The organism is Streptomyces sp. NPDC048560 (genome assembly GCF_040650955.1).
Lineage (GTDB): Bacteria > Actinomycetota > Actinomycetes > Streptomycetales > Streptomycetaceae > Streptomyces.
Window position 1 is genome coordinate 36,183 of the sequence record NZ_JBEZIJ010000011.1, and the last position, 19,822, is coordinate 56,004.

The following is a 19,822-nucleotide window of genomic DNA, read 5'->3' on the forward strand; positions in this document are numbered from 1 at the left end:
CGGCGGATCGGCCGGGTCCGGGGCGACCCCTCCGCTTCCCGCCGTCGTTGTGCTCAACAGCTCATGCACACGGCAATGTTGGGAGAACCTCATGCACCAGTCCGCCTATGAGCAGATGGAACTCTGCATCGAGGAATATCTGCCCAGGACGCGCAGGCATCGCGTCGTCGACCTCGGGTCGCGGATCTCGGGCAAACAGTCCCGCACGCACAGGGGGCTGCTGGCGGGCCACGACATCGACTACTTCGGTGTCGACGTCCTCGACGGGCCCAACGTCGACGCCGTGATGAAGCGGCCGTACCGCATCCCGGCGAAGTCCCGCAGCGCCGACGTCGTGCTCTCCGGGCAGGCGTTCGAGCACATCCCCTTCTTCTGGGCCTCGATGCTCGAGATCGCCCGCGTCCTCAAGCCCGGCGGCTACGCCTTCATCACCGCACCCTCGCGCGGCCACGCGCACGACGCGCAGGACTGCTGGCGCTACTACCCCGACGGATTTCGCGCGATGGCGGCCCACTCGCGGCTCGAACTCTGCGAGGCGTACACCGACTTCCCGCCCCGCAAGGGCATCTGGCACGACTACCGGGGCATCGACAAGGGTGCCTACTGGGGCGACTCCGTCGGGGTGTTCCGCAGGCCGCAGCGTTATCCCCGGCTGACGATGTTCGCCGTACGGGAACTGACCGTGTGGTGGGCCAACCGCGTCGGCGGAGTGGACGCGGTCCCGGTGCCCCGCCCGCTGGACGGCCGCGAGCGGTGCGGCCGGCCGGCGGCGCCCCCGGCCGAGGTCCCCGCCCCGGCCGGAGCGCCTGCCCCCGTGGAGATCTCCGCGTCCACCGACACCGCGGGCTCCTGATCCTGTAGCCCAACGGGGGCAAATCAATGACAGGTTGACGAAAGATGACATGAGCCGCAATGCGCGCGTACTGTCCCTGGGCATGGCTTGGCGCAACGCCGTCAACGGCGTCCTTCAGCAACTCACCGGGTACCAGCTCAGGCGCGTGTCCGTGCCCGCTCCCCGTACCGCCGCGGCCCCGGCAGCCGCCGATGCCCCCGCCGCCCCGGCGCCCGCACCGAAGCCCAAGCCGAAGGCCAAGGCCGGTCCGCAGTTCCCGGCGGACTACGACGACGAGGCGAAGGACATCATCCGGGCGGTCAAGCCGTACTCGATGACCTCGCCCGAGCGGCTCAACGCGTTCATCCTCGCCACCCGCCACATCGCCCGCCACAACATCCCCGGCGACATCGTCGAGTGCGGTGTGTGGCGCGGCGGTTCCATGCAGGCGTGCGCGAAGACGCTGCTCTCGCTCGGCGAGACCGAGCGCGACCTGTACCTCTTCGACACGTACGAGGGCATGACCCCGCCCACCGAGGAGGACCTGCGGCGCGACGGCAGGTCGGCGCAGGAACTGCTCGACGCGCAGGGCAAGGACCGGCCGATCTGGGCGGTGGCCTCCCTGGAGGACGTCAAGGCCGGCTTCGAGAACGTGCCCTACCCCAAGGAGCGCGTCCACTACGTGCAGGGCAGGGTCGAGGACACCGTTCCGGACCGCGCCCCGGAGCAGATCTCCATCCTCCGCCTGGACACCGACTGGTACGCCTCCACCAAGCACGAGCTGGAGTACCTCTACTCGCGCCTGGTGAGCGGCGGAGTGCTCCTGATCGACGACTACGGCTACTGGCAGGGCTCCCGGCAGGCCGTCGACGAGTTCTTGGAGAAGACCGGCGAGCAGCTGCTGCTGCTGCGCATGGACGAAGGCCGCATCGCCGTCAAGCCCTGACGCCCGCGTGTGTCCCGTGAACTCCGTCAGCCCCGTGCCACACAGGTGCGGGGCTCGGTCGTTCTATCGACTCCCGGCCGCCGGCCGTCACCCGAACGGCTGCCATCGGGTGACCGGGACACGTGCGGGGTTGTTAGCCCCGGGGTGCGTCCGGCCCCGATGTGCCGGACCCGCCCCAGACCCCCAGGCCGTCCGACCGGAAGGATCGTGCACAGCGCATGGCACCCCGTCTCACCGTCGTCGTCCCCCTGTACAACGTCGAGGAGTACCTCGGTGCCTGCCTGGAATCGCTGGCCGGACAGACGATGCCCGACCTCGAAGTCGTCATGGTCGACGACGGCTCCACGGACGGAAGCGGACGCGTCGCCCGGGACTTCACCGCGCGAGACCCCCGCTTCCGGCTGATCACCCAGGAGAACGCCGGACTCGGCGCGGCCCGCAACGCCGGTGTCCTGGAGGCCCACCCGGACGGGGAGTTCCTGGCGTTCGTCGACAGCGACGACATCGTGCCGCCCGGCGCGTTCGAGCGGATGCTCGCCGAACTCGGCGGTTCCGGCTCCGACTTCGTCACCGGCAACGTGCTCCGGCTCCGCGCCAACGGCGCGCTCGAACAGTCGCCCATGTTCCGCAAGCCGATGGAGAAGCGCCGGTCCGCCACGCACGTCACCCGGGACTGGGTGCTCCTCGGCGACCGTATCGCCTGCAACAAGGTCTTCCGCAGGTCGTTCTGGGACCGCCATGCCTTCGCGTTCCCGACCGGTGTGCTGTACGAGGACATCGCCGTCGTGCTGCCGGCCCACTTCCTCGCGGCCTCCGTCGACGTGGTCGAAGAGCCCGTGTACCACTGGCGGGACCGCGCCGGTTCGATCACGACACGGCGCGCGGTGCCCCGCGGCATCCGCGACCGGGTCACCGCCGTCTCCACCGTCAGCGCGTTCCTGGCCGAGCGGGGCATGACCGAGGCGAAGCGCCGTTACGACGCCCACGCGCTCTCCGGGGACCTCTGGCTGTTCATCGACGCGCTCCCGGAGGGCGACGCCGCCTTCCACGATGCGTTCCTCGAACACGCCAACGCCTTCGCGGCGACCGTCGAACCGGCCGTCGTGGACGCGCTCCCCCTGCACCTGCGGGTCAAGTGGCAGCTCATCCGGGAACGGCGGATGCCGGAGCTCCTCGCCCTCCTCGCGTACGAGAAGCCCGACCGCGACACCTTCCACGTCCGCGGCCTGCTGCGGCCACGCGCCCAGTACCCGGTCCTCGAAGGCCCGCTCCCACCGCGCGTCACCGCCCTCGGGGCGTCCGACCTCCCCGTGCACGCCCACCTCACCGGTGCCGTCTGGCGTGACGGAATGCTGCACCTCAAGGGGTACGCCTACGTCCGCAACGCACCGGGACGATCGGCCGGCACCGGCTGGCTCCGGTCGGGGCGCCGCGTGCTCCCGCTGCGCCTGCGCACCTTCCCCACGGACGAGGCCGCCGCCCGGTCCGGCCGCACGCTGCACCGCTACGAACGGTCCGGCTTCGAGGCCGTCGTCAACCCCCGCGCGCTCGCCGCCAAGGGCGCGGGAAAGAGCGGCCGGAAGACCTGGAAGCTGGAATCGGTCGTCCTCGGCGGCGGCCGGCCGCGCCGCGGTCCGATGCGGCTGCTCGGCAACCCGGCGGCCCCCGCCGTCGTGTACACCGGTGAGCGCACCCGGATCGTCCCCGTCCTCTCGGGCAACAAGCTGGAGCTGCGCACCGACCGGATCGATGCGGTCCTCGCCCGGCAGACGCCGACGGCGGACGGTGTACGGATCGAGGTGCGGGTCCTCGACGGCGGCGAGCCGACCGCCCTGCGCCTGCAGGAGTGGCGCACCAAGGAGACCCGGGAATTCCCCCTGGTGCTCAGCGGGCCGGACGGTGCCGCGCCCGGCACGGTCGTCGCCGAGGTACCGCTCACCGCGTTCCGCGGGGCCGACGGGGTGTGGGGCGTCCAACTCGTGGGCGGCAAGCGGCGGGTGACGGTGGCGGCCCGGCCGGAGACCGGCTCCGCGCGCTATCCGCTCGCCGGCGGCCGCGAGCTGTACGCGGCCGCCAACCCCTCCGGCGACCTCGTCCTCACCGACCGGAGCGTGCAGCCCGTCGTGGAACGGCTCTCCTGGGCGGACACCGGGGAGCTGGTGCTCGAAGGCAGCCTGCCCGGGACGTACGACGGCGGCATCGAGCTCGTCCTGCGCCACAGCGGGCACCAGGAGGAGACAGTTCTCGCGGCCGGGAGGGCGCCGGGCGACGTCGTGGCCGGCTTCCGGACCGTGCTGGACCCGGCCGCCGTCGATGGCTTCGGCGGCCCCCTCCCGCTCTCCGAGGGCCGCTGGTACCTCTTCCTGCGCGAACGCGGCGAGACCGATCCGGACGCCTACCTTCCGCTGCGGGTCGCCGCCCCGCTCCACGACGGCCTGCCGCTGCGCCACGCACGGGACGGCGGGCGGCCCTTCACCCTGGAGCGGCGCTTCCACGACCGGCTCGTCCTGGAGTCGGGCAGCGCGCTGCCGGACGCGGACCGGGGCGCGTACGGGCAGCGCCGGCTGCGTGAGCGGTACGCGGTCCTGCGCGGCGCCGGGGAGCTGCGCCCGGCCGTCCTGTACAGCAGCTTCGACGGACGCCAGTTCTCCGACTCGCCGCGCGCGATCCACGAGGAGCTGGCCCGCCGCGACAGCACGCTCGAACACCTCTGGGTGGTCCGCGACGAGCAGGCACGCGTCCCCGCCGGAGTGCGGGCGGTCGCCCTGCACGGCGCCGAGTGGCACGAGGCACTGGCCCGCAGCCGCTGGATCGTCTCCAACACCCAGCTGCCCGAGTGGTTCGAGCGCGCCCCCGGCCAGTTCGTCGTCCAGACCTGGCACGGCACCCCGCTCAAGCGCGTCGGCCGGGACCTGGCGGGCACCCCCACGGCCGACGCCGCCTACATGGCGTCGATGCCCCGGCGCGCCGCCCAGTGGAGCGTGCTCGTCTCACCGAACACCTTCTCCACCCCGGTCCTGCGGCGGGCCTTCGGCCACACCGGTGCGGTGATCGAATGCGGCTACCCGCGCAACGACGTGCTGTACGCCCCCGACCGGGAGAAGATCGCCGACTCCGTACGGGAGAGGCTCGGCATCCCGGACGGCAAGCGCGTGATCCTCTACGCGCCCACCTGGCGCGAGGATCTGCCCAAACAGGGCGGCCGCTACGGGCTCGACCTGCAACTCGACCTGGCGCAGGCCGAGAAGGAACTCGGCGAGGACAGCGTCCTGCTCGTGCGCCGCCACTACCTGGTGGGCGGCAGCATCCCGCGGAGCGCGTGCGTCCGGGACGTCTCGCGCTACCCGGACGTCGCCGAACTGATCCTGATCAGCGACGCCCTGGTCACCGACTACTCGTCGCTGATGTTCGACTTCGCCGGGACCGGGCGCCCGATGCTGTTCCACACGTACGACCTGGAGCACTACCGCGACACCCTGCGCGGCTTCTGCTTCGACTTCGCCGCACAGGCACCCGGCCCCCTGATTCCCACGTCGGCGGGCGTGGTGGAGGCCCTGCGGGACCTGGAGGCCGTCACCGAATCCCATCGCGACGCCTACGCCCGCTTCCGTGAGTCGTTCTGCGATCTCGACGACGGCACCGCGGCGGTCCGTGTCGTCGATCTGATGCTCAAGGGGGAGCAGGTATGAGCACACCGGACTTCAGCTGCGTCATCACCGGCGGGGGAGGGGCCGCCGCGCTGCGCGCGTCCGTCGACTCCGTGACCGGCCAGAGCCTGCGGGCCACCGAAGCCCTCGTCGTCCTCGCCGCCGGCACCGGCGCGGACACCAGGGCGGCGGCCGACAAGCTCGCCGGGGACCACCCCGGCCGGGTCCGCGTCCTCGTCGCGGACAGCGCGGCGGACGCCACCGCGGCCCTGCGCAACACCGGACTCGACGCGGCACGCGGCCGGCACGTCCTCGTACTGGGCGAGGGCGAACGCCTCCAGCTCCACGCCTGCCGCAACCTCTGGGAAGCCGCCGAACACACCGGCGGCGACCTCGTGGCAGGCCGCTGGAGCCGGCTCACCGGGGAGGGCGCGAAGGAGCGCGAACCCTCCTGGCAGCACCAGCTGTTCACCCGCTCCCGGACCGTCGACCGATTCGGTGACGCACCGGAACTGGCCGTCAGGGACGCCCTGGTGACGGGATTCTGTCTGCGCCGCGAAGCCGTCGAGCGCCACGGGCTGCGGTACGCGGAGGACCTCACCCGCAGCGAGATCCTGTTCGGCCCTCTCGCGGCGGCGGCGGTCGGCCGGATCGCGCTGGTCCGCAGACTCGTCGTGACCGGGCGGACGGAGAGCGCGCAGGACATCACCGGACTGATCCAGGCGCACCGGAGCGTGTGCGACACGCTGGTCGCGCAGGGGCTGCACGAACTGTGCGAACAGCGGGAACGTGCCTTCGCCCTCGACCGGCTGGTACCGCTCGTCCGGACCTTCCCCGGACTGCCGGCCGCCGACCGCGACCGGATCGCGGCCTCGGCCGCACAGGGCCTGGCCGACAGCGTCCCGGGCCCGGTCAGGGAGACCCTGCCGCCCCTCGAACGCGTCGCCGTCCACCTCCTCGCCCGGGGAGACGCGGACGGCGTACTCGCGGCGGCGTACGCCTTGAACCGGCCGGGCGCGGTGGCCGCCCCCCTCGTCACGGGCGCCGACGGCCGGGTCCACTGGCCCGCCGCGGACCCGCTCGACGCATCCCCCGCAGAGCTCGACGTCACCGAACTCGGCCACCAGTACCGCACGTTCGGCGAGCTGCGCCTCATGAACCGGCTCACCCGGTGCACCACCGAGAACGGCCGCCTGTTCCTCGAAGGCCACCTCGTCCTGCCCGCCCACGCCGCCCCGGAGCCCGGACTTCCGCTCACCGCCGAGCTCGAGTTCCGCGTACGGGACGGCTCGCGAGCCTTCCGCTTCCCGGTCGGTGAGCTGCACCGTGAGGCCACCGCCATCCGCTGGCGCACCCACGCCGACCTGACCCGTGTCCTGCGCCCCATCGGCGCGCGCGACACGCTGTGGGACGCGCGCCTGTTCGTCGACGCCGACGGCACCCGGTCCGTCAGCGACCTCTTCGCCGCCCACGACCTGCTCGACCGGCCGGACAGCCTCCCCGCCCGTCCCCGGCTCGGACGGCTCTCCGGGGACACCTGGGAGCCCTACGTCACGCTCAAGGACCACCTGGCGCTGCGGCTCGTCGCCCGCGGCCGTCCCGCCCGCGTCCTGCGCCGCCTGGTCCACTACGCCACGCACTTCCGCCCCGCCCGCAAGGCCCAGCTCCTGCTGAAGGCCCTGCGCAGGAGGCGCGACCGATGGCACTCGCGCGCGTTCAAGGCCCCCGTCTACAACCGCTGGCTCTGCCGGCTGCCCGTACGCAAGGGGTCCGTCGTCTTCGAGAGCCACATGGGCAAGTGCTACGGCGACAGCCCCCGGGCGATCCACGAGGAGGTGCGCAGACAGGGCCTCCGGCTCCACTGCGTGTGGTCGTACGAGAGCTCAGCGAACGGCTTTCCCACCGACGCGCGGCTGGTCCGGCGCTGGTCGTGGCGGTATCTGTGGGCCCTGGCCCGGGCCGAGTACTGGGTCGACAACCAGGGCTTCCCGCAGAATCTCCGCAAGCGCCCGGGCACCACGTACCTCCAGACCTGGCACGGCTCGGCGTACAAGCGGATGGGCTTCGACGAGACCCGCGTACGGATGCAGAACGCGCCGCGGCGCCACCGCCTCCAGGAGGCCGTGCGGCGCTTCGACCACTTCCTCGTCCGCTCCGAGCACGACGTGAACACCCTCGCCCGCGCCTACCGGCTCCCCGCGGAACGGCTGCTGGCGACCGGCTACCCGCGCAACGACGCCCTCCTGGCCGCGCGGGCCAGGGACGAGACCGAGGGGCGGCTGCCGCGCCCGGCGCTCGCCGACAGCCTCGGCATCCCCGACCACAAGAAGGTCGTGCTGTACGCGCCTACGTTCCGGGGCGGCCCCGGTACACGCAAGCGGCGGAGGCTCCCGCTGGACGTGGCGCGCTTCGCGGAACGGTTCGGCGACGAGTACACCCTGCTGGTGCGGGCCCACTACCTGGAGGCCGCACGGCTGCCCGTGTGCCCGCCCGGGACGGTGGTGGACGTCTCGGCGCACCACGACGTCACCGAACTGCTCACGCTCGCCGACGCGTTGATCACGGACTACTCGTCGATCATGTTCGACTACGCACTCCTGGACCGGCCCGTCGTCCTGTTCGCGCCCGACCTCGACGCGTACGCCGTCTCCCGGGGCAGCTACTTCGACCTGCGGGAGAAGGCGCCGGGCCCGGTCGTGGAGACGGAGGACGAACTGTTCGCGGTGATGGGCCGGCTGAAGGCCACCGACACCGAGTTCGAGGAGGCGCGGGCCTCGTTCGCCGAGGAGTTCGGCGGCTACGACACGGGTGAGGCGGCCCGCACCGTCGTGCGTACCGTCTTCGCCCGCTCCCTCTCACGTACCCCCCGGGAGGCCGGCGAATGAGCCGCAGCCGTGACGTGTTCATCGTTTCCAACAGCACCGACGAACTCGGCGGAGTCACCGCCTGGACGCACCGGACCGCCCGGCTGTTCCAGGAGCGCGGGCACCGGGTGAGGGTGGTCGGCATTCACGCCTCCGAGCTGAAGATGGCGCTCCCCGACCCCCACGGCTACCCGGTCACCGCCCTCTACCCGGAGCACCCGCCGACCCCCTGGGCACCGAAGAAGCCGCGGGACCGGCTCCGGATCCCTTCGCGCCGACGGGAGGCGGCCAGGGTGCGGGAGAAGCGGCTCGCGGTCCGGCGGCTCTCCGAGCTCTTCCGCACGGTGAGTCCCGGGGCCGTCGTCCTCGTCACCCAGGTCTGGGCCATGGAATGGGTCGGGGAGGCCGACACCTCCGGCCACCGCGTCATCGGGATGAGCCACGAGTCGTACGACTACTCCCGGGCGAGCCACCGCTACCGCTGGATCAGGAACCACTACAGCGCCCTGGACCGCTGGCTCGTCCTCACCGAGGAGGACGCCGACATCTGGGCGGGCGACGGCATGAACAACGTCGGCTTCATGCCGAACGCCCTGGCCGGGCTGCCCGATGTGCCCTCCCCGCGTACCGCGAAGAACGTGGCGAGCATCGGCAGGCTGAGCGACCAGAAGGGCATCGACATGCTCCTGGACACCTGGGCCCTGGTCGCCCCGCAGCGGCCGGACTGGCGGCTCGGCGTGTACGGGGCGGGCGAGGACGAGGCGGAACTGAGGGCCCGGTGCACCGAACTGGGCCTGGACGGTTCGGTCGAGTGGAAGGGGCGGACCGACGATGTGCCCGGCGCCCTCGCGGACGCCTCGGTCTTCGTCCAGTCCTCACGCGGCGAAGGCTTCCCGCTGGCGCTGATGGAGGCGATGGCGAGCGGGGTGCCGTGTGCCGCGTTCGACTGCGCGCCGGGCGTACGGGAGATCGTGCGCGACGGCGAGGACGGGCTGCTCGCCCCGGCCGGTGACATCGCCGCCCTGGCCGACCGGCTGCTGCGGCTCACCGGCAATCCCCGGATGCGGGACGGGATGGGGGAGCGGGCGCGTACGAATGTGCAGCGGTTCTCCGAGGAGGAGATCGTCCGTCGCTGGGAGGAGCTCTTCGCGTTCCTGGAGCGGTGAGGCGGGCGGTGCGGCGGCCGTGAGTCTGTCGTGAGCCGGCGGCGCGTGCGCCCCTGGGCGAAGGGCCGGGCCGGGAGACGTTCACCGGCCCGGCCCCTCAGGGCCCGCTCCCGCCGGCTCAGTCCCCGGACGGGCTCGCCGTCGCCGCCCGTACGGCCGACTGCCTGGGCAGCGTGCCCACGGGCCGGCGCTCCTTGAGCGGTACGGGCACCGGCAGCCCGGCCGTCTCGCCCAGGAAGACCCGGCGCACCACCCGCTCCGCGGCGTACCCGTCGTCGTGCGGACAGAACCGGGCGCGGAACGCCGCCCGCAGCTGCGCCGACCGGGAGCCCCGCCAGTGGTCCGTGGTGAAGATGTCCAGCAGCTCGTCCTGGCTGCGCGCGACGACCCCCGGCGGGAACGCCTGGAGGTCGAAGTAGGTCCCCCGGGCCGCTTCGTACGCCTGGCTGTCCTCCAGGTGGATGACCAGCGGGCGGTCCAGGTTGGCGTAGTCGAACATCAGCGACGAGTAGTCCGTGATCAGCGCGTCCGAGGCGAGACAGAGCGCCTCCAGCGACGGATGGTCGCTCACGTCGATGATCCGGGGGTGAGGGGTCCGGCCGGCCGGGGCCTTCGGGGCGCTGTACAGGTAGTGGGAGCGGGCCAGGACGACGAAGCGCGGGCCGAGGACCTGAAGGAGCCTCTCCAGGTCCAGGCTGTGCCGCTGGGAGCGCCGGTAGTCGCGGTGCGTCGGCGCGTACAGGATGGCGGTGCAGTCCTCGGGGACGGAGAGCGCCTCGCGCAGTCTCGCCACCTCCTGCGGGTCCGTGCGGTGGAAGACGTCGTTGCGCGGATAGCCGTACTCCAGGGTCGTGTAGGCGGACGGGTAGGTCCGCTCCCAGACGAGCGTGGAGTGCAGGTTGGCGGAGAGGGAGTAGTCCCACTTGTCGACGTTGCGCAGCAGCTGGTCGAAGTCCGTGGACCCGGCAGCCGCCGGACGGTCCACCAGGTCGGTCCCCATGGTCTTCAGCGGCGTGCCGTGGTGGGTCTGCAGCAGCACCTGCCCGCGCCGCTTCACCAGCCGCCGGTCGAAGTTGACGTTGTTCACCAGGTACTTGGAGCGGGCCAGCGCGGTCCAGTAGGCGAACGTCCCCGGGTGCAGCCGGCGGGTGGCGGCGGGCACCGTGTGCGCGTGCTCGGGGCGGCAGATCCAGGACGTCCGCAGTCCCGGCACCAGCTCACGGGCCTTCGCCTCGATCGCCGCGGGATTGCAGGCGTACCCCCGGTTCCAGTACGCGGCGAACACCGCGTCGCGGGGACGGACCGGCAGCCGCAGCTGGACCCGGTAGTGCAGCTGGAGGAGGGCCCCGCGCACCGCGTGGCGCAGTGAGGCGGCGCGGAGCCGCAGCCCGCCCCGCAGCTGCTGTGCGGCCCACAGCAGACGGTACGTACGGTGGGCGCCCAGCCGGAACAGGCCGTGGCGCATCCGCGCCCGGCGCGGGACCGGGACGCCGGGAGTGCGGTAGCGGACGCAGTAGGCGCGGGCGCGGCGGAAGAACTCGGCGCGGGTGCCCTGCGGCAGCCGGCCGTGCGAGGTGAACAGCGTCGAGAAGTGGTCGAGCATCCGCCGGAACATCACCGGTCGCCAGACGGCGAGTTCGGGCCGCGCGTCGATGAACGCGAAGACCAGGTCGTACTGGTCGAAGACGTCGAAGTGCCGGCGGCTGGTGGTGGAGAGGATGTTGCCCCGGCGCCGCTGGCGGTAGCCGACGCAGACGGTGTCGAGGACCGCGATCGATCCGGCGGCCATCAGTACCGGATAGGTCCAGGGCGTGTCCTCGTAGTAGCCGGGCGGGAAGGTGAAGCCCTCGGCCTCCACGAACTCGCGGCGGTAGGCCTTGTTCCAGACGACCATCAGCACCTTGAGCAGCTCGGGGCGGTCGGCGAGCCGGAAGGAGGGTGGGCCGGTTTCGGCGAGGTGCTGGGCGAGCTGGTTGCGTACCGTCTCGCCGGACCAGTACACCCGCGTGTAGTCGTAGACGAGGACGTCGGGGCCGCCGGTCGCCGTGATCCGGTCGGCGATGGTCCGGAGCGCGTCGGGCAGGAGGGTGTCGTCCCCGTCGAGGAAGATCAGGTAGTCCCCGCTCGCCTTGGCGATGCCGGCGTTGCGTGCCGGGCCGAGGCCGGCGTTCCGCGGCAGGTGCACCACGCTGAACCGGTGGTCGCGGCCGGCGTACTCGTCGGCGATGGCGCCGCAGGCGTCCGGTGAGCCGTCGTCGACCACGATGATTTCGAAGTCCTTGAAGGACTGGCCCGACACCGAGTCCAGGCACTCGTGCAGATACGCCTGGACCCGGTACGCGGGCACGATGACACTGAACCGGGGCACAACACATCCATGGGTCGGTCGCGGGCGGCAGGTGGCCCGCAAACGGCCGAAGGAGTGACTTGGTTACGCCAGACGTGGCATTCGGGGGACGCGGAGGGTGGAGCGGCCCGGTTATGGGTAACGGGGCCGCTCCGTGTTGACGCTCCGGGCGGGGCGCGGTGAACGGGACCTATTTGACGGCGCCCGCCATCACACCGGTGACGAACTGCCGCTGGAACGCGAAGAAGACGGCCAGCGGAATCACCATCGAGACGAACGCGCCGGGCGCCAGCACATCGATGTTGTTGCCGAACTGGCGCACCTGCTGCTGTAGCGCCACGGTGATCGGCGGGGACTCGGAGTCGGCGAAGATCAGTGCCACGAGCATGTCGTTCCACACCCAGAGGAACTGGAAGATGCCGAGCGAGGCGATCGCGGGTCCGCCCAGCGGCATCACCACACGGGTGAAGAGCCGGATCTCGCCCGCACCGTCGAGCCGTGCGGCCTCCAGCAGTTCGCGCGGGATCTCCGCGAAGAAGTTCCGCAGTAGGAAGATCGCGAACGGCAGACCGAAGGCCGTGTGGAACATGATCACGCCGAACGTCGTCTCGAAGATCCCGATGACTCCGAAGAGTTCGGAGACCGGGATCAGGGCGACCTGGACGGGCACGACCAGCAGCCCGACGACGATCAGGAACCACCAGTCGCGGCCGGGGAACTCCATCCAGGCGAAGGCGTATCCGGCGAGCGAGCCGATCACCACGACCAGGAACGTGGTCGGGACGGTGATCATCACCGTGCTGAGCAGGGAATCGGTGATGACCGAGTTGTCGAGCAGGCGCTGGTAGTTGTCGAACGTCAGCTCGGAGGGGGCGGTGAAGATCTTCCACCAGCCGGTCGCCGCGATGTCGTCGGCGTCCCGCAGCGAGGAGAGCAGCAGCCCGATCGTCGGCATCAGCCAGAACAGGCCCACCAGGATCAGGAAGACCCGCATCACCCCGCCACCGGCCCGTGCGGCGAGCCGCGCACCGAGGGACTGCTTGGCCTTCACCGTCGGCGCTGTGGTCACCGGCGCCCCTCCTTCCGTATCCGGCGGATGTTGAACAGCATCACCGGGATCACCAGCAGCAGCAGGAGGACGGCGATGGCGCTGCCGATCCCCAGGTCGGCGTCCGTACCGAACGAGGACCGGTACAGCTGGAGCGCCAGGACGTTCGCGTCGTCCTGGGAGGACCCCGGCGCGATGATGAACACCAGGTCGAAGATCTTCAGGACGTTGATCATCAGGGTGACCAGCACCACCGCGAGGACCGGTGCCAGCAGCGGCACCGTGATCCGGCGGAACACCTGCCACTCGCTGGCTCCGTCCACCCGGGCCGCCTCCAGGAGTTCACGTGGCAGACCGGCCAGGCCCGCCGCGATCAGCACCATCGCGAAGCCCGCCCACATCCAGACGTAGCTGCCGATGATCCCGGGGGTCACGAGGGACGGCCCGAGCCAGTCGACGCCGTTGTACGGCTCCGAGAAGTTGGACGCGGGCAACCGGACCAGGGCGCCGTCGGCCGAGGCGGGCAGGGTGAACGTACCGTCCGCGCCCGCCGTGGCCGACGCGATCACCTTGCCGTCCCTGACCGCCTCGACCTTGATGCCCTTGAGTCCGAGCTCCTTGGGGTCGACGACGTTGGGCGTGCCGCCGCCGCCCTTGGTGAAGTCCAGCCAGGCGGTTCCGGTGATCTTCCCGTCCCCGTCGGCGCCACCGGCCTTCGTCGCCGGTGCGGCGTCTCCCGGCATCTTCGCCGGGGCCACGCCGACCAGCGGGATCAGGACCGGCTCACCGGCCCTCACCGGCTGCTTCGTGACGAACGAGCCGCCTCCGCCCGCCTTCAGCGGATGCACGGGCAGCGGATGCGCCTTGGGGAAGCCCGACGACTCGGCGAACGTGTCGTGCACCCCCACCCATACGGCGTTGGCGACACCGCGTTCGGGTGCCTGGTCGTACACCAGCCGGAAGATGATGCCCGCGGCGAGCATCGAGATCGCCATGGGCATGAAGACGATCAGCTTGAACGCGGTGCCCCAGCGGATGCGTTCGGTCAGCACCGCGAAGATCAGCCCGAGGGCGGTGGAGACCGTCGGCGCGAGCACGACCCAGACCGCGTTGTTCTTGACCGCGGTCCGGATGGTGGCGTCGCTGAACAGGGCCTTGTAGTTGTCGATCCCGGCGAAGCCCGTACCCGCCTGATCGAAGAACGACCGGTAGACGGAGTAGATGATCGGGTAGACCACGAGGGCGCCGAGAAGCACCAGTGCGGGCAGCAGGAACACCGCCGCGACGAGCTTCCTGGTACCGGTCACGCTCCTGGCCGGACGGCGGGGTGGACGCTGGTCGGCGGGGGACACCGCGGTGGTGCCCCCCTCTGCCGCTTCACTCATCCCGTCAGCTCTTGAACGCCTTGGCCGCGTCGGACTCCAGCGTGGCTTGAGTCCCCGCGATGTCCTTCGGGTTCTTCAGGAAGTCCTGGAGCGTCTTCCACTCGCCCTTCCCGGGGGTCCCGCCGAACGACTGCGGCGCCTGGTCCGACATGTCGAACCTGACGTCGTCACCGGCCGCGACCAGTGCCTCGGCCATCGTGCGCTGGACGTCGTTCGGATACGCGGCGGCGTCCAGGCTCTTGTTCGGGGAGATGAACCCGCCCGCCTCCGCCCAGATCTTCGCCGCGTCGGTGGAGGCCAGCCAGGTCAGCAGCGCCTGCGCGCCCTTGCCGTCCTTCAGGGCCACCGCCGCGTCGCCGCCCGTCACCACGGGGGATTCGGCGCCGACCGCGGGGAACGGGAACACCTTGGCGTCCGTACCGATCTTCGCCTTGGTCTGCGCGATGTTGATGGAGACGAAGTCGCCCTCGAAGACCATGGCGCCCTTGGGCTGGTCACCGCCGGTGAACGTCTGGGTGACCGATGCGGGGAACTCCGTCTGGAGCGCGCCGTCCGCGCCGCCGGCGATCAGAGCGGGCTTGCCGAAGAGCTGCGCGAGCGTGGTCAGGGCGTCCTCAACGGACGGGTCCGTCCACTTGATCTCGTGCTGTGCGAGCTGGTCGTACTTCTCCGGACCGGCCTGGGAGAGATAGATGTTCTCGAACCAGTCGGTGAGGGTCCAGCCGTCCGCTCCGGCGACCGAGACCGGGGTGACACCGGAGGCGGAGATCGTCTCGGCCGTGGCCAGGAAGTCCTTCCAGGTCTTCGGCTCGCTCGCCCCCGCGTTCTCGAACGCCTGGGCGTTGTACCAGATCAGGGACTTGTTCGCGGCCTTGAAGTACACCCCGTACTGGGTGCCGTCCACCGCTCCGAGGTCCTGCCAGACCTGTGCGTAGTTCTTGCTCAGCTGGGCCTTCGCCTCGGGCCCCACCGGCTTGGCCCACTTCTTCGCCACGGCCTGCTGAATCGCGCCGACCTGCGGGATCATCGCGACGTCCGGCGGCTGGCCCCCCGCCACCTTCGTACCGAGGAAGTTGACGATCGGGTCCTGGGCCGGGACGAAGGTGACCGTCGCCCCGGTGCGCTTCTCGAACTCCTCCAGCACCTTGGTGAAGTTGGCCTGTTCGGGCCCGGTCCACACCGCGGCGACCGAGATCTTCTCGCCGTTCAGTTTCGGTAACGCGACACTCGACGGGCTCTGGCTCTCCTTGGCGGATCCCTTGCCCGGCTTGTCCTTGCCTTCACCGTCGCCGCCGCAGCCGCTGAGGGCGAGTGCCCCGACCGCGGTGCATACCAGTGCGGCCCTACGCATACGAAGGGTTGTGCGCATTCTTGCCCCGTCTCTCCTGCGCGCCTTTGCGCGGTTCTCCTGCGCGGCTTCCCTGCTTGGAGTCCCTGTACGCATGTCGTGCGCTGATGCGTACACGTCGTCCGTGCGCACAGTCCTACGCCCGGGGCACGGGAGCCGCAATACCGCGATCCGCCCCAACGAGTCGATCGTGATCGGCTCGTGACGTGTGGTCAGTGAGATGAGGGGCCGGCCCGGACGGTGGAGTCAGGAGGGGAAGGGGAGGAGCGGGGGCAGCCGTTCCGCGTTCACCGAACGGGCCGCTCGTTCCAGGGCGCTGGCCAGCAGGGCCAGGTCCGTCGGCCCGTTGCCCAGTTCGCGCACGGGCCGCCGGGTGGGCGGATCACCCATCCGTTCCCACTCCAGCGGGACGACGGTGGGGCGCAACGTCGCCGTACGGGGAATGCGGCCGGTGACCCGGCCGCCCTGGAACGGTGTGACCCGGCCGTCCGGATGCCCCAACCGCCCGCGCCCCGGAGCCGGTTCGTCCGGGGAGGGCGGTACGGCGGGTGCGTCGAGGATGATCCGCAGCCGGGCGCCGCGGGCCAGCTCGGTGTCCTCCGTGCGGTCAGGGCGTGCGGAGGTGGCGACCAGATGGACGCCCAGCCGTCCGCCGTCCCTGGCGACGGCTTCCAGCGCGCGGACGACGGAGCCGGCCGCCGGGCGGCCGGGGCTGCCGAGTGCGGGGGCGACCAGGGCGTCGAAGTCGTCGGCCAGGACGACGAGCCGGGGCAGCGGCGAGGGGCCGGGGTCCGCGGTCCGGGCGGAAGGCCGCAGCCGCAGGGTGCCGGTGGCGGGCGAGTCCAGGTCGCCGCGCTGTTCGCCGGCGCTCGGCGGACGCTGGCCGACGATCCGCTGTCCGACCTCGTGCCGCGCGTGCCACTCGGCGAAGTCCAGCGGGCCGAGCAGCTCGGCCCGGCGCTTGAGCTCACCGCCGAGGGCCTGGGCGAACTCCCGCATCCGCACGGGATCGGAGGCCACCAGGTGTGTGAAGACGTGCGGGAGCTCGGTGCAGGGGCCGAGACCCTCACCGCGCTCGTTGCCCGCCCCGTCGATGAGCAGGACGCCGAGCCGGTCGGGCCGGGCGGCGGCGGCCAGCGAGGCGGCGACGGCCCGCAGCAGCTCGGTGCGCCCGCTGCCCGCGGGCCCTTCGATCAGCAGGTGAGGCCCTTCGTCGGCCAGATCGACACTGAGGGCCCCCCGGGGACCCGCCCCGAGCACGACGACGGGCCGCCCGGCGTACACGGCCGCCCCGCCCGGGCCCCGGCTGTCGGCGCCGGGATACGGCGTACGGCCGGAGCCGCCGGTGTCCTGGCGGGGGTACGGGGTACGGCCGGAGTCACTGGTGCCCGTGCCCGGGTACGGGGTGCGCTCGGACTCGCGGGAGTTCGGGTACGGGGTACGGCCGGAGCCGCCGGTGTCCTGGCGGGGGTACGGCGTACGGCCCGAGTCACTGGTGCCTGTGCCCGGGTACGGGGTGCGCTCGGACTCGCGGGAGTTCGGGTACGGGGTACGGCCGGAGCCGCCGGTGTCCTGGCGGGGGTACGGCGTACGGCCCGAGCCGTGGGCCGTGTTTCCCGGGTACGGGGTCCGGCCCGAACCGGGGCTCTCCCGCTCCGGGGCCGGGCGCTGGGGGCCCACCCGGGCGCCCGTGCTGACCGTGCGGCCCGAGCCCGGGGTGTCCAGTTCCGGCGCCGAGGGGCCGGCCGGGGCGGCGGGGCGCGCTGTCGCACCCGGCTGCTCCTCCGCCGTGGACGCCCAGCGCGCCATGAGCGACGCCGGGGTGGCCCTCGCCAGCCCCAGCTCGTCCAGCAGCCGGGCCGACGGCGGCAGAGCCGCCGCCATCGGGCGGCCCGGCAGGGCCACCGAGCCCTCCTCGCGCAGCGGCGCCAGCGCCCGCCCGAACCGTTCGGCCCAGGCCACCGACACCGCGTCCACCGCCGCCACCGTGCCGTGGCCGGCCGTCTGCCCGCCCGCCGTGCGCAGCAGGCGCAGCGCGGTCGCCACGTCGCCGCTCAGCATCGCGACGGCCCCGCACTCCCGGAACGCGATCGAGGCCCGGCACGCGGCGTCATACGTCGCCGCGACCGGGGACGTGGGCGACGAGGCCGGGGTCTCGGCGAGGCAGATCAGATGGATGCCTGCCGCCGCCCCGGCAGCCGCCAGCCTGGCCGTGGTCTCGCGCAGCGCCGCCGAACCGGGGTCGCCGTCGACGATCACCACGGTGTACGGCCCCGTGTGCAGCCGGGCGGCCTCGGTGACCGTGGAGCGGTCCACGCTCGCCCAGCCCGCACCGAGCGGCCCCTCGTCCAGCCTGCGCACCAGCTCGGCCGTACGGGCCGTGGCCTGCTCCCGGTCGTAGGCCAGGAGCAGCCTGCAGTCCTGCCCGTGCATCGGCCGCAGATGCGGCAGCCACCCGAGCCACGCCCACTCCCGGCGCCGCTCGTCCGTACTGCGCGCCCGGTCCGTGCTGATCAGCACGATCTCCAGGTCGAACGGGGAGTGCAGGGCGGCGAGCTGCGCCACCGTCGACCGGGCAAGCCCGGCCAGCCGGGCCCGCGGCCCCGCGAGGCCGAGCGAACCGGCCTCCCGCAGGCCCACGGTCACCGGAACGGCGGGCAGGTCGGCCCGGTCGGTCGTCCCCAGCCGTACGACCAGCGCCTCCGGGTGCGCGGTGTCGCGCTCCCACAGACGTGGTCCGGGGCCGAGTGCGGTCAGCAGCACCGCCGCGGGGTCGGGCCAGGTGCCCGCCGGGGCGGTGGAACGCGGATGCGGCGAAGCAGAGGGGGAGGACGAGGAGAAGGGGGACGGTGTGGCGCCGGCGTGGTCCGCCTGCCCCGCCGTGTCGTGGGCCGCCTCGCCCCTGCCGCCCGCGAGCCGTCTCGCCCACGCGCCTATGCCGCCGCGCCGGGGCGCCTCGTCCGCGAGCCGGTGGGCACCGTGGCCGTGGGTGACGGCAGGACCGTAGCGCTCGTCGTCCCGGTGGCCTTCGTGGCCCGCGGCTCCGGGGCGGGAAGGCGTCGCACCGTACGCGTGCGACGGGGCGTCCCCGTGTCCGTGCCCCTCCCGCTCCGCCTCGCCGTGCTCCGCCTGCTCATGGGTGTGGGTCACGGACGCGCGGTTCACCCGGAGGTGGCCCTCGCCGTCCGGGGCCGTGGGCAGGGTGGGCGTACGGGTGCCCGAGGTGAGCCGGAGCGTCGACTCGCCCAGTCGCAGCAGCGCGCCCGGAGTCAGCCGGACCGGCCGGTCGTGGACCTCCGTACCGTCCAGGGACGTGCCGTTGGTGGAGCCCAGGTCGGTCACCGATACGCGGCCGTCCTCCGAGACCGTCACCGCGCAGTGCAGGCGGGACACGTCCGGGTCGTCGAGCGGGACGTCCGCGTCGGCGGAGCGGCCGATCCGGATCTGTCCGCCGTGCAGCAGGTGCACCCCGCCCGCGTCGGGCCCGGCGATCACATGCAGATGTGCGGGGACCGCGTCGTCCGCCGTCTCGTCCTCCCCCGGCACCTGGAGCGACAGCACCGCGCCGTCCACCAGCGGGGGCTCACCCAGCGCGACGCGCTGCGCGTCGAGCCGCTCGCGCCCGGCGAACAGCACCACCGCGCCACCGCCCATGGAGCTGTCGGGTCCGGAGACGGCCGAGGCCAGGCCGGAGGCGACGGCGGCGAGCGCGGTGCCCGCGGGTGCGGTGACGAGCACATCGCAGGCGCGCGCCGGGGTCGGGGTCTGGCCGCTGCGCGGCGCGAGGACGGTCAGCCGGATCTGCATCGCCGTCAGCGGTCCCTTCTGCGCGGGCGCCCGGCAGGGGGAGACGACCTGTGATTCCCCCCACCCGGCACGGACGCGTCGTCCGGTACAGGTCGTCACGTACCGCGAGGCTCCCGACCCCACAGTTCCGTGCTGGAGGCATCCTCGCACCTGCCACTGACAACACGCCCGGGGGCCGGTATTAAGTGATCTTGAATGGTCGGCTGTGGACCCAAAAGTGCCTGCTTGGGTCGGGCTCGAAGCTTCCGGGGGTGGTTGCCGCACTATGGGAAGTCGTTCTGTACGTCCGTTCGACAACCATTCGCGTGTGTGTCGCGTCTTCACCCCTACACACTCCGGGACACACAGGACACGGCAGGAACACGACCGGAAGACGACCGGCCGGCGGCCCGTTCGGCGGCATTAGAGTGGGCCGCACATCCGGGCAGGCCC

10 protein-coding genes are annotated in these 19,822 nt (G+C 72.2%); 5 read left to right on the forward strand and 5 right to left on the reverse strand.

All coding sequences use genetic code 11. From position 1 onward, the window contains the following. Window positions 1-91 precede the first annotated feature (91 nt). The 5 genes from AB0C82_RS27235 (at window position 92) to AB0C82_RS27255 (ending at window position 9,455) form a co-directional block, all read left to right on the forward strand. Window positions 92-853 (forward strand): methyltransferase domain-containing protein, encoded by a 762-nt coding sequence (locus tag AB0C82_RS27235; RefSeq protein ID WP_362846722.1) that lies wholly within the window; start codon window positions 92-94, stop codon window positions 851-853. A 49-nt stretch (window positions 854-902) separates the two neighbouring features. After that, a complete protein-coding gene (locus tag AB0C82_RS27240) occupies window positions 903-1,778 on the forward strand; it encodes a TylF/MycF/NovP-related O-methyltransferase (protein WP_362846724.1) in 876 nt (291 codons plus the stop codon). A 218-nt stretch (window positions 1,779-1,996) separates the two neighbouring features. Then, window positions 1,997-5,467 carry a CDP-glycerol glycerophosphotransferase family protein gene (locus AB0C82_RS27245; RefSeq protein WP_362846726.1) on the forward strand — a complete coding sequence of 1,157 codons (3,471 nt, stop codon included), beginning with the start codon at window positions 1,997-1,999 and terminating at the stop codon, window positions 5,465-5,467. Further along, window positions 5,464-8,310 (forward strand): CDP-glycerol glycerophosphotransferase family protein, encoded by a 2,847-nt coding sequence (locus AB0C82_RS27250; RefSeq protein ID WP_362846728.1) that lies wholly within the window; start codon window positions 5,464-5,466, stop codon window positions 8,308-8,310. Before AB0C82_RS27245 ends, AB0C82_RS27250 begins: the two co-directional genes overlap by 4 nt. After that, on the forward strand, window positions 8,307-9,455 hold the full coding sequence (locus AB0C82_RS27255; protein WP_362846730.1) for a glycosyltransferase: 1,149 nt from the start codon (window positions 8,307-8,309) through the stop codon (window positions 9,453-9,455). The genes AB0C82_RS27250 and AB0C82_RS27255 overlap by 4 nt, the downstream gene beginning before the upstream one ends. Before the next feature lie 118 nt (window positions 9,456-9,573). On the opposite strand, the gene AB0C82_RS27260 is transcribed toward AB0C82_RS27255, so the two are convergent. The 5 genes from AB0C82_RS27260 to AB0C82_RS27280 all read right to left on the reverse strand — a co-directional run bounded on the left by AB0C82_RS27260 (window position 9,574) and on the right by AB0C82_RS27280 (window position 19,390). Beyond that, the gene (locus AB0C82_RS27260; RefSeq protein ID WP_362846732.1) at window positions 9,574-11,823 is read right to left on the reverse strand and encodes a bifunctional glycosyltransferase family 2 protein/CDP-glycerol:glycerophosphate glycerophosphotransferase; all 2,250 of its coding nucleotides are present in this window, start codon (window positions 11,821-11,823) and stop codon (window positions 9,574-9,576) included. Between the two features lie 169 nt (window positions 11,824-11,992). Further along, the gene (locus tag AB0C82_RS27265) at window positions 11,993-12,871 is read right to left on the reverse strand and encodes a carbohydrate ABC transporter permease (protein WP_362846734.1); all 879 of its coding nucleotides are present in this window, start codon (window positions 12,869-12,871) and stop codon (window positions 11,993-11,995) included. Beyond that, window positions 12,868-14,235: a sugar ABC transporter permease gene (locus AB0C82_RS27270; protein WP_362846736.1), complete on the reverse strand. Its 1,368-nt coding sequence runs from the start codon at window positions 14,233-14,235 to the stop codon at window positions 12,868-12,870. The genes AB0C82_RS27265 and AB0C82_RS27270 overlap by 4 nt, the downstream gene beginning before the upstream one ends. A 4-nt stretch (window positions 14,236-14,239) precedes the next feature. Next, window positions 14,240-15,604 (reverse strand): ABC transporter substrate-binding protein, encoded by a 1,365-nt coding sequence (locus AB0C82_RS27275; RefSeq protein WP_362846738.1) that lies wholly within the window; start codon window positions 15,602-15,604, stop codon window positions 14,240-14,242. A 225-nt stretch (window positions 15,605-15,829) separates the two neighbouring features. Beyond that, window positions 15,830-19,390 carry an FHA domain-containing protein gene (locus tag AB0C82_RS27280; protein WP_362847217.1) on the reverse strand — a complete coding sequence of 1,187 codons (3,561 nt, stop codon included), beginning with the start codon at window positions 19,388-19,390 and terminating at the stop codon, window positions 15,830-15,832. Window positions 19,391-19,822 lie beyond the last annotated feature (432 nt).

Excerpts from the sequence above, each read along its gene's own strand:
- AB0C82_RS27240 (WP_362846724.1), top strand. The coding sequence starts at position 903 with ATGAGCCGCAATGCGCGCGTACTGTCCCTGGGCATGGCTTGGCGCAAC.
- AB0C82_RS27245 (WP_362846726.1), top strand. The coding sequence starts at position 1,997 with ATGGCACCCCGTCTCACCGTCGTCGTCCCCCTGTACAACGTCGAGGAG.
- AB0C82_RS27270 (WP_362846736.1), bottom strand. The coding sequence starts at position 14,235 with ATGAGTGAAGCGGCAGAGGGGGGCACCACCGCGGTGTCCCCCGCCGAC.
- AB0C82_RS27275 (WP_362846738.1), bottom strand. The coding sequence starts at position 15,604 with ATGCGCACAACCCTTCGTATGCGTAGGGCCGCACTGGTATGCACCGCG.
- AB0C82_RS27250 (WP_362846728.1), top strand. The coding sequence starts at position 5,464 with ATGAGCACACCGGACTTCAGCTGCGTCATCACCGGCGGGGGAGGGGCC.
- AB0C82_RS27280 (WP_362847217.1), bottom strand. The coding sequence starts at position 19,390 with ATGCAGATCCGGCTGACCGTCCTCGCGCCGCGCAGCGGCCAGACCCCG.
- AB0C82_RS27235 (WP_362846722.1), top strand. The coding sequence starts at position 92 with ATGCACCAGTCCGCCTATGAGCAGATGGAACTCTGCATCGAGGAATAT.
- AB0C82_RS27255 (WP_362846730.1), top strand. The coding sequence starts at position 8,307 with ATGAGCCGCAGCCGTGACGTGTTCATCGTTTCCAACAGCACCGACGAA.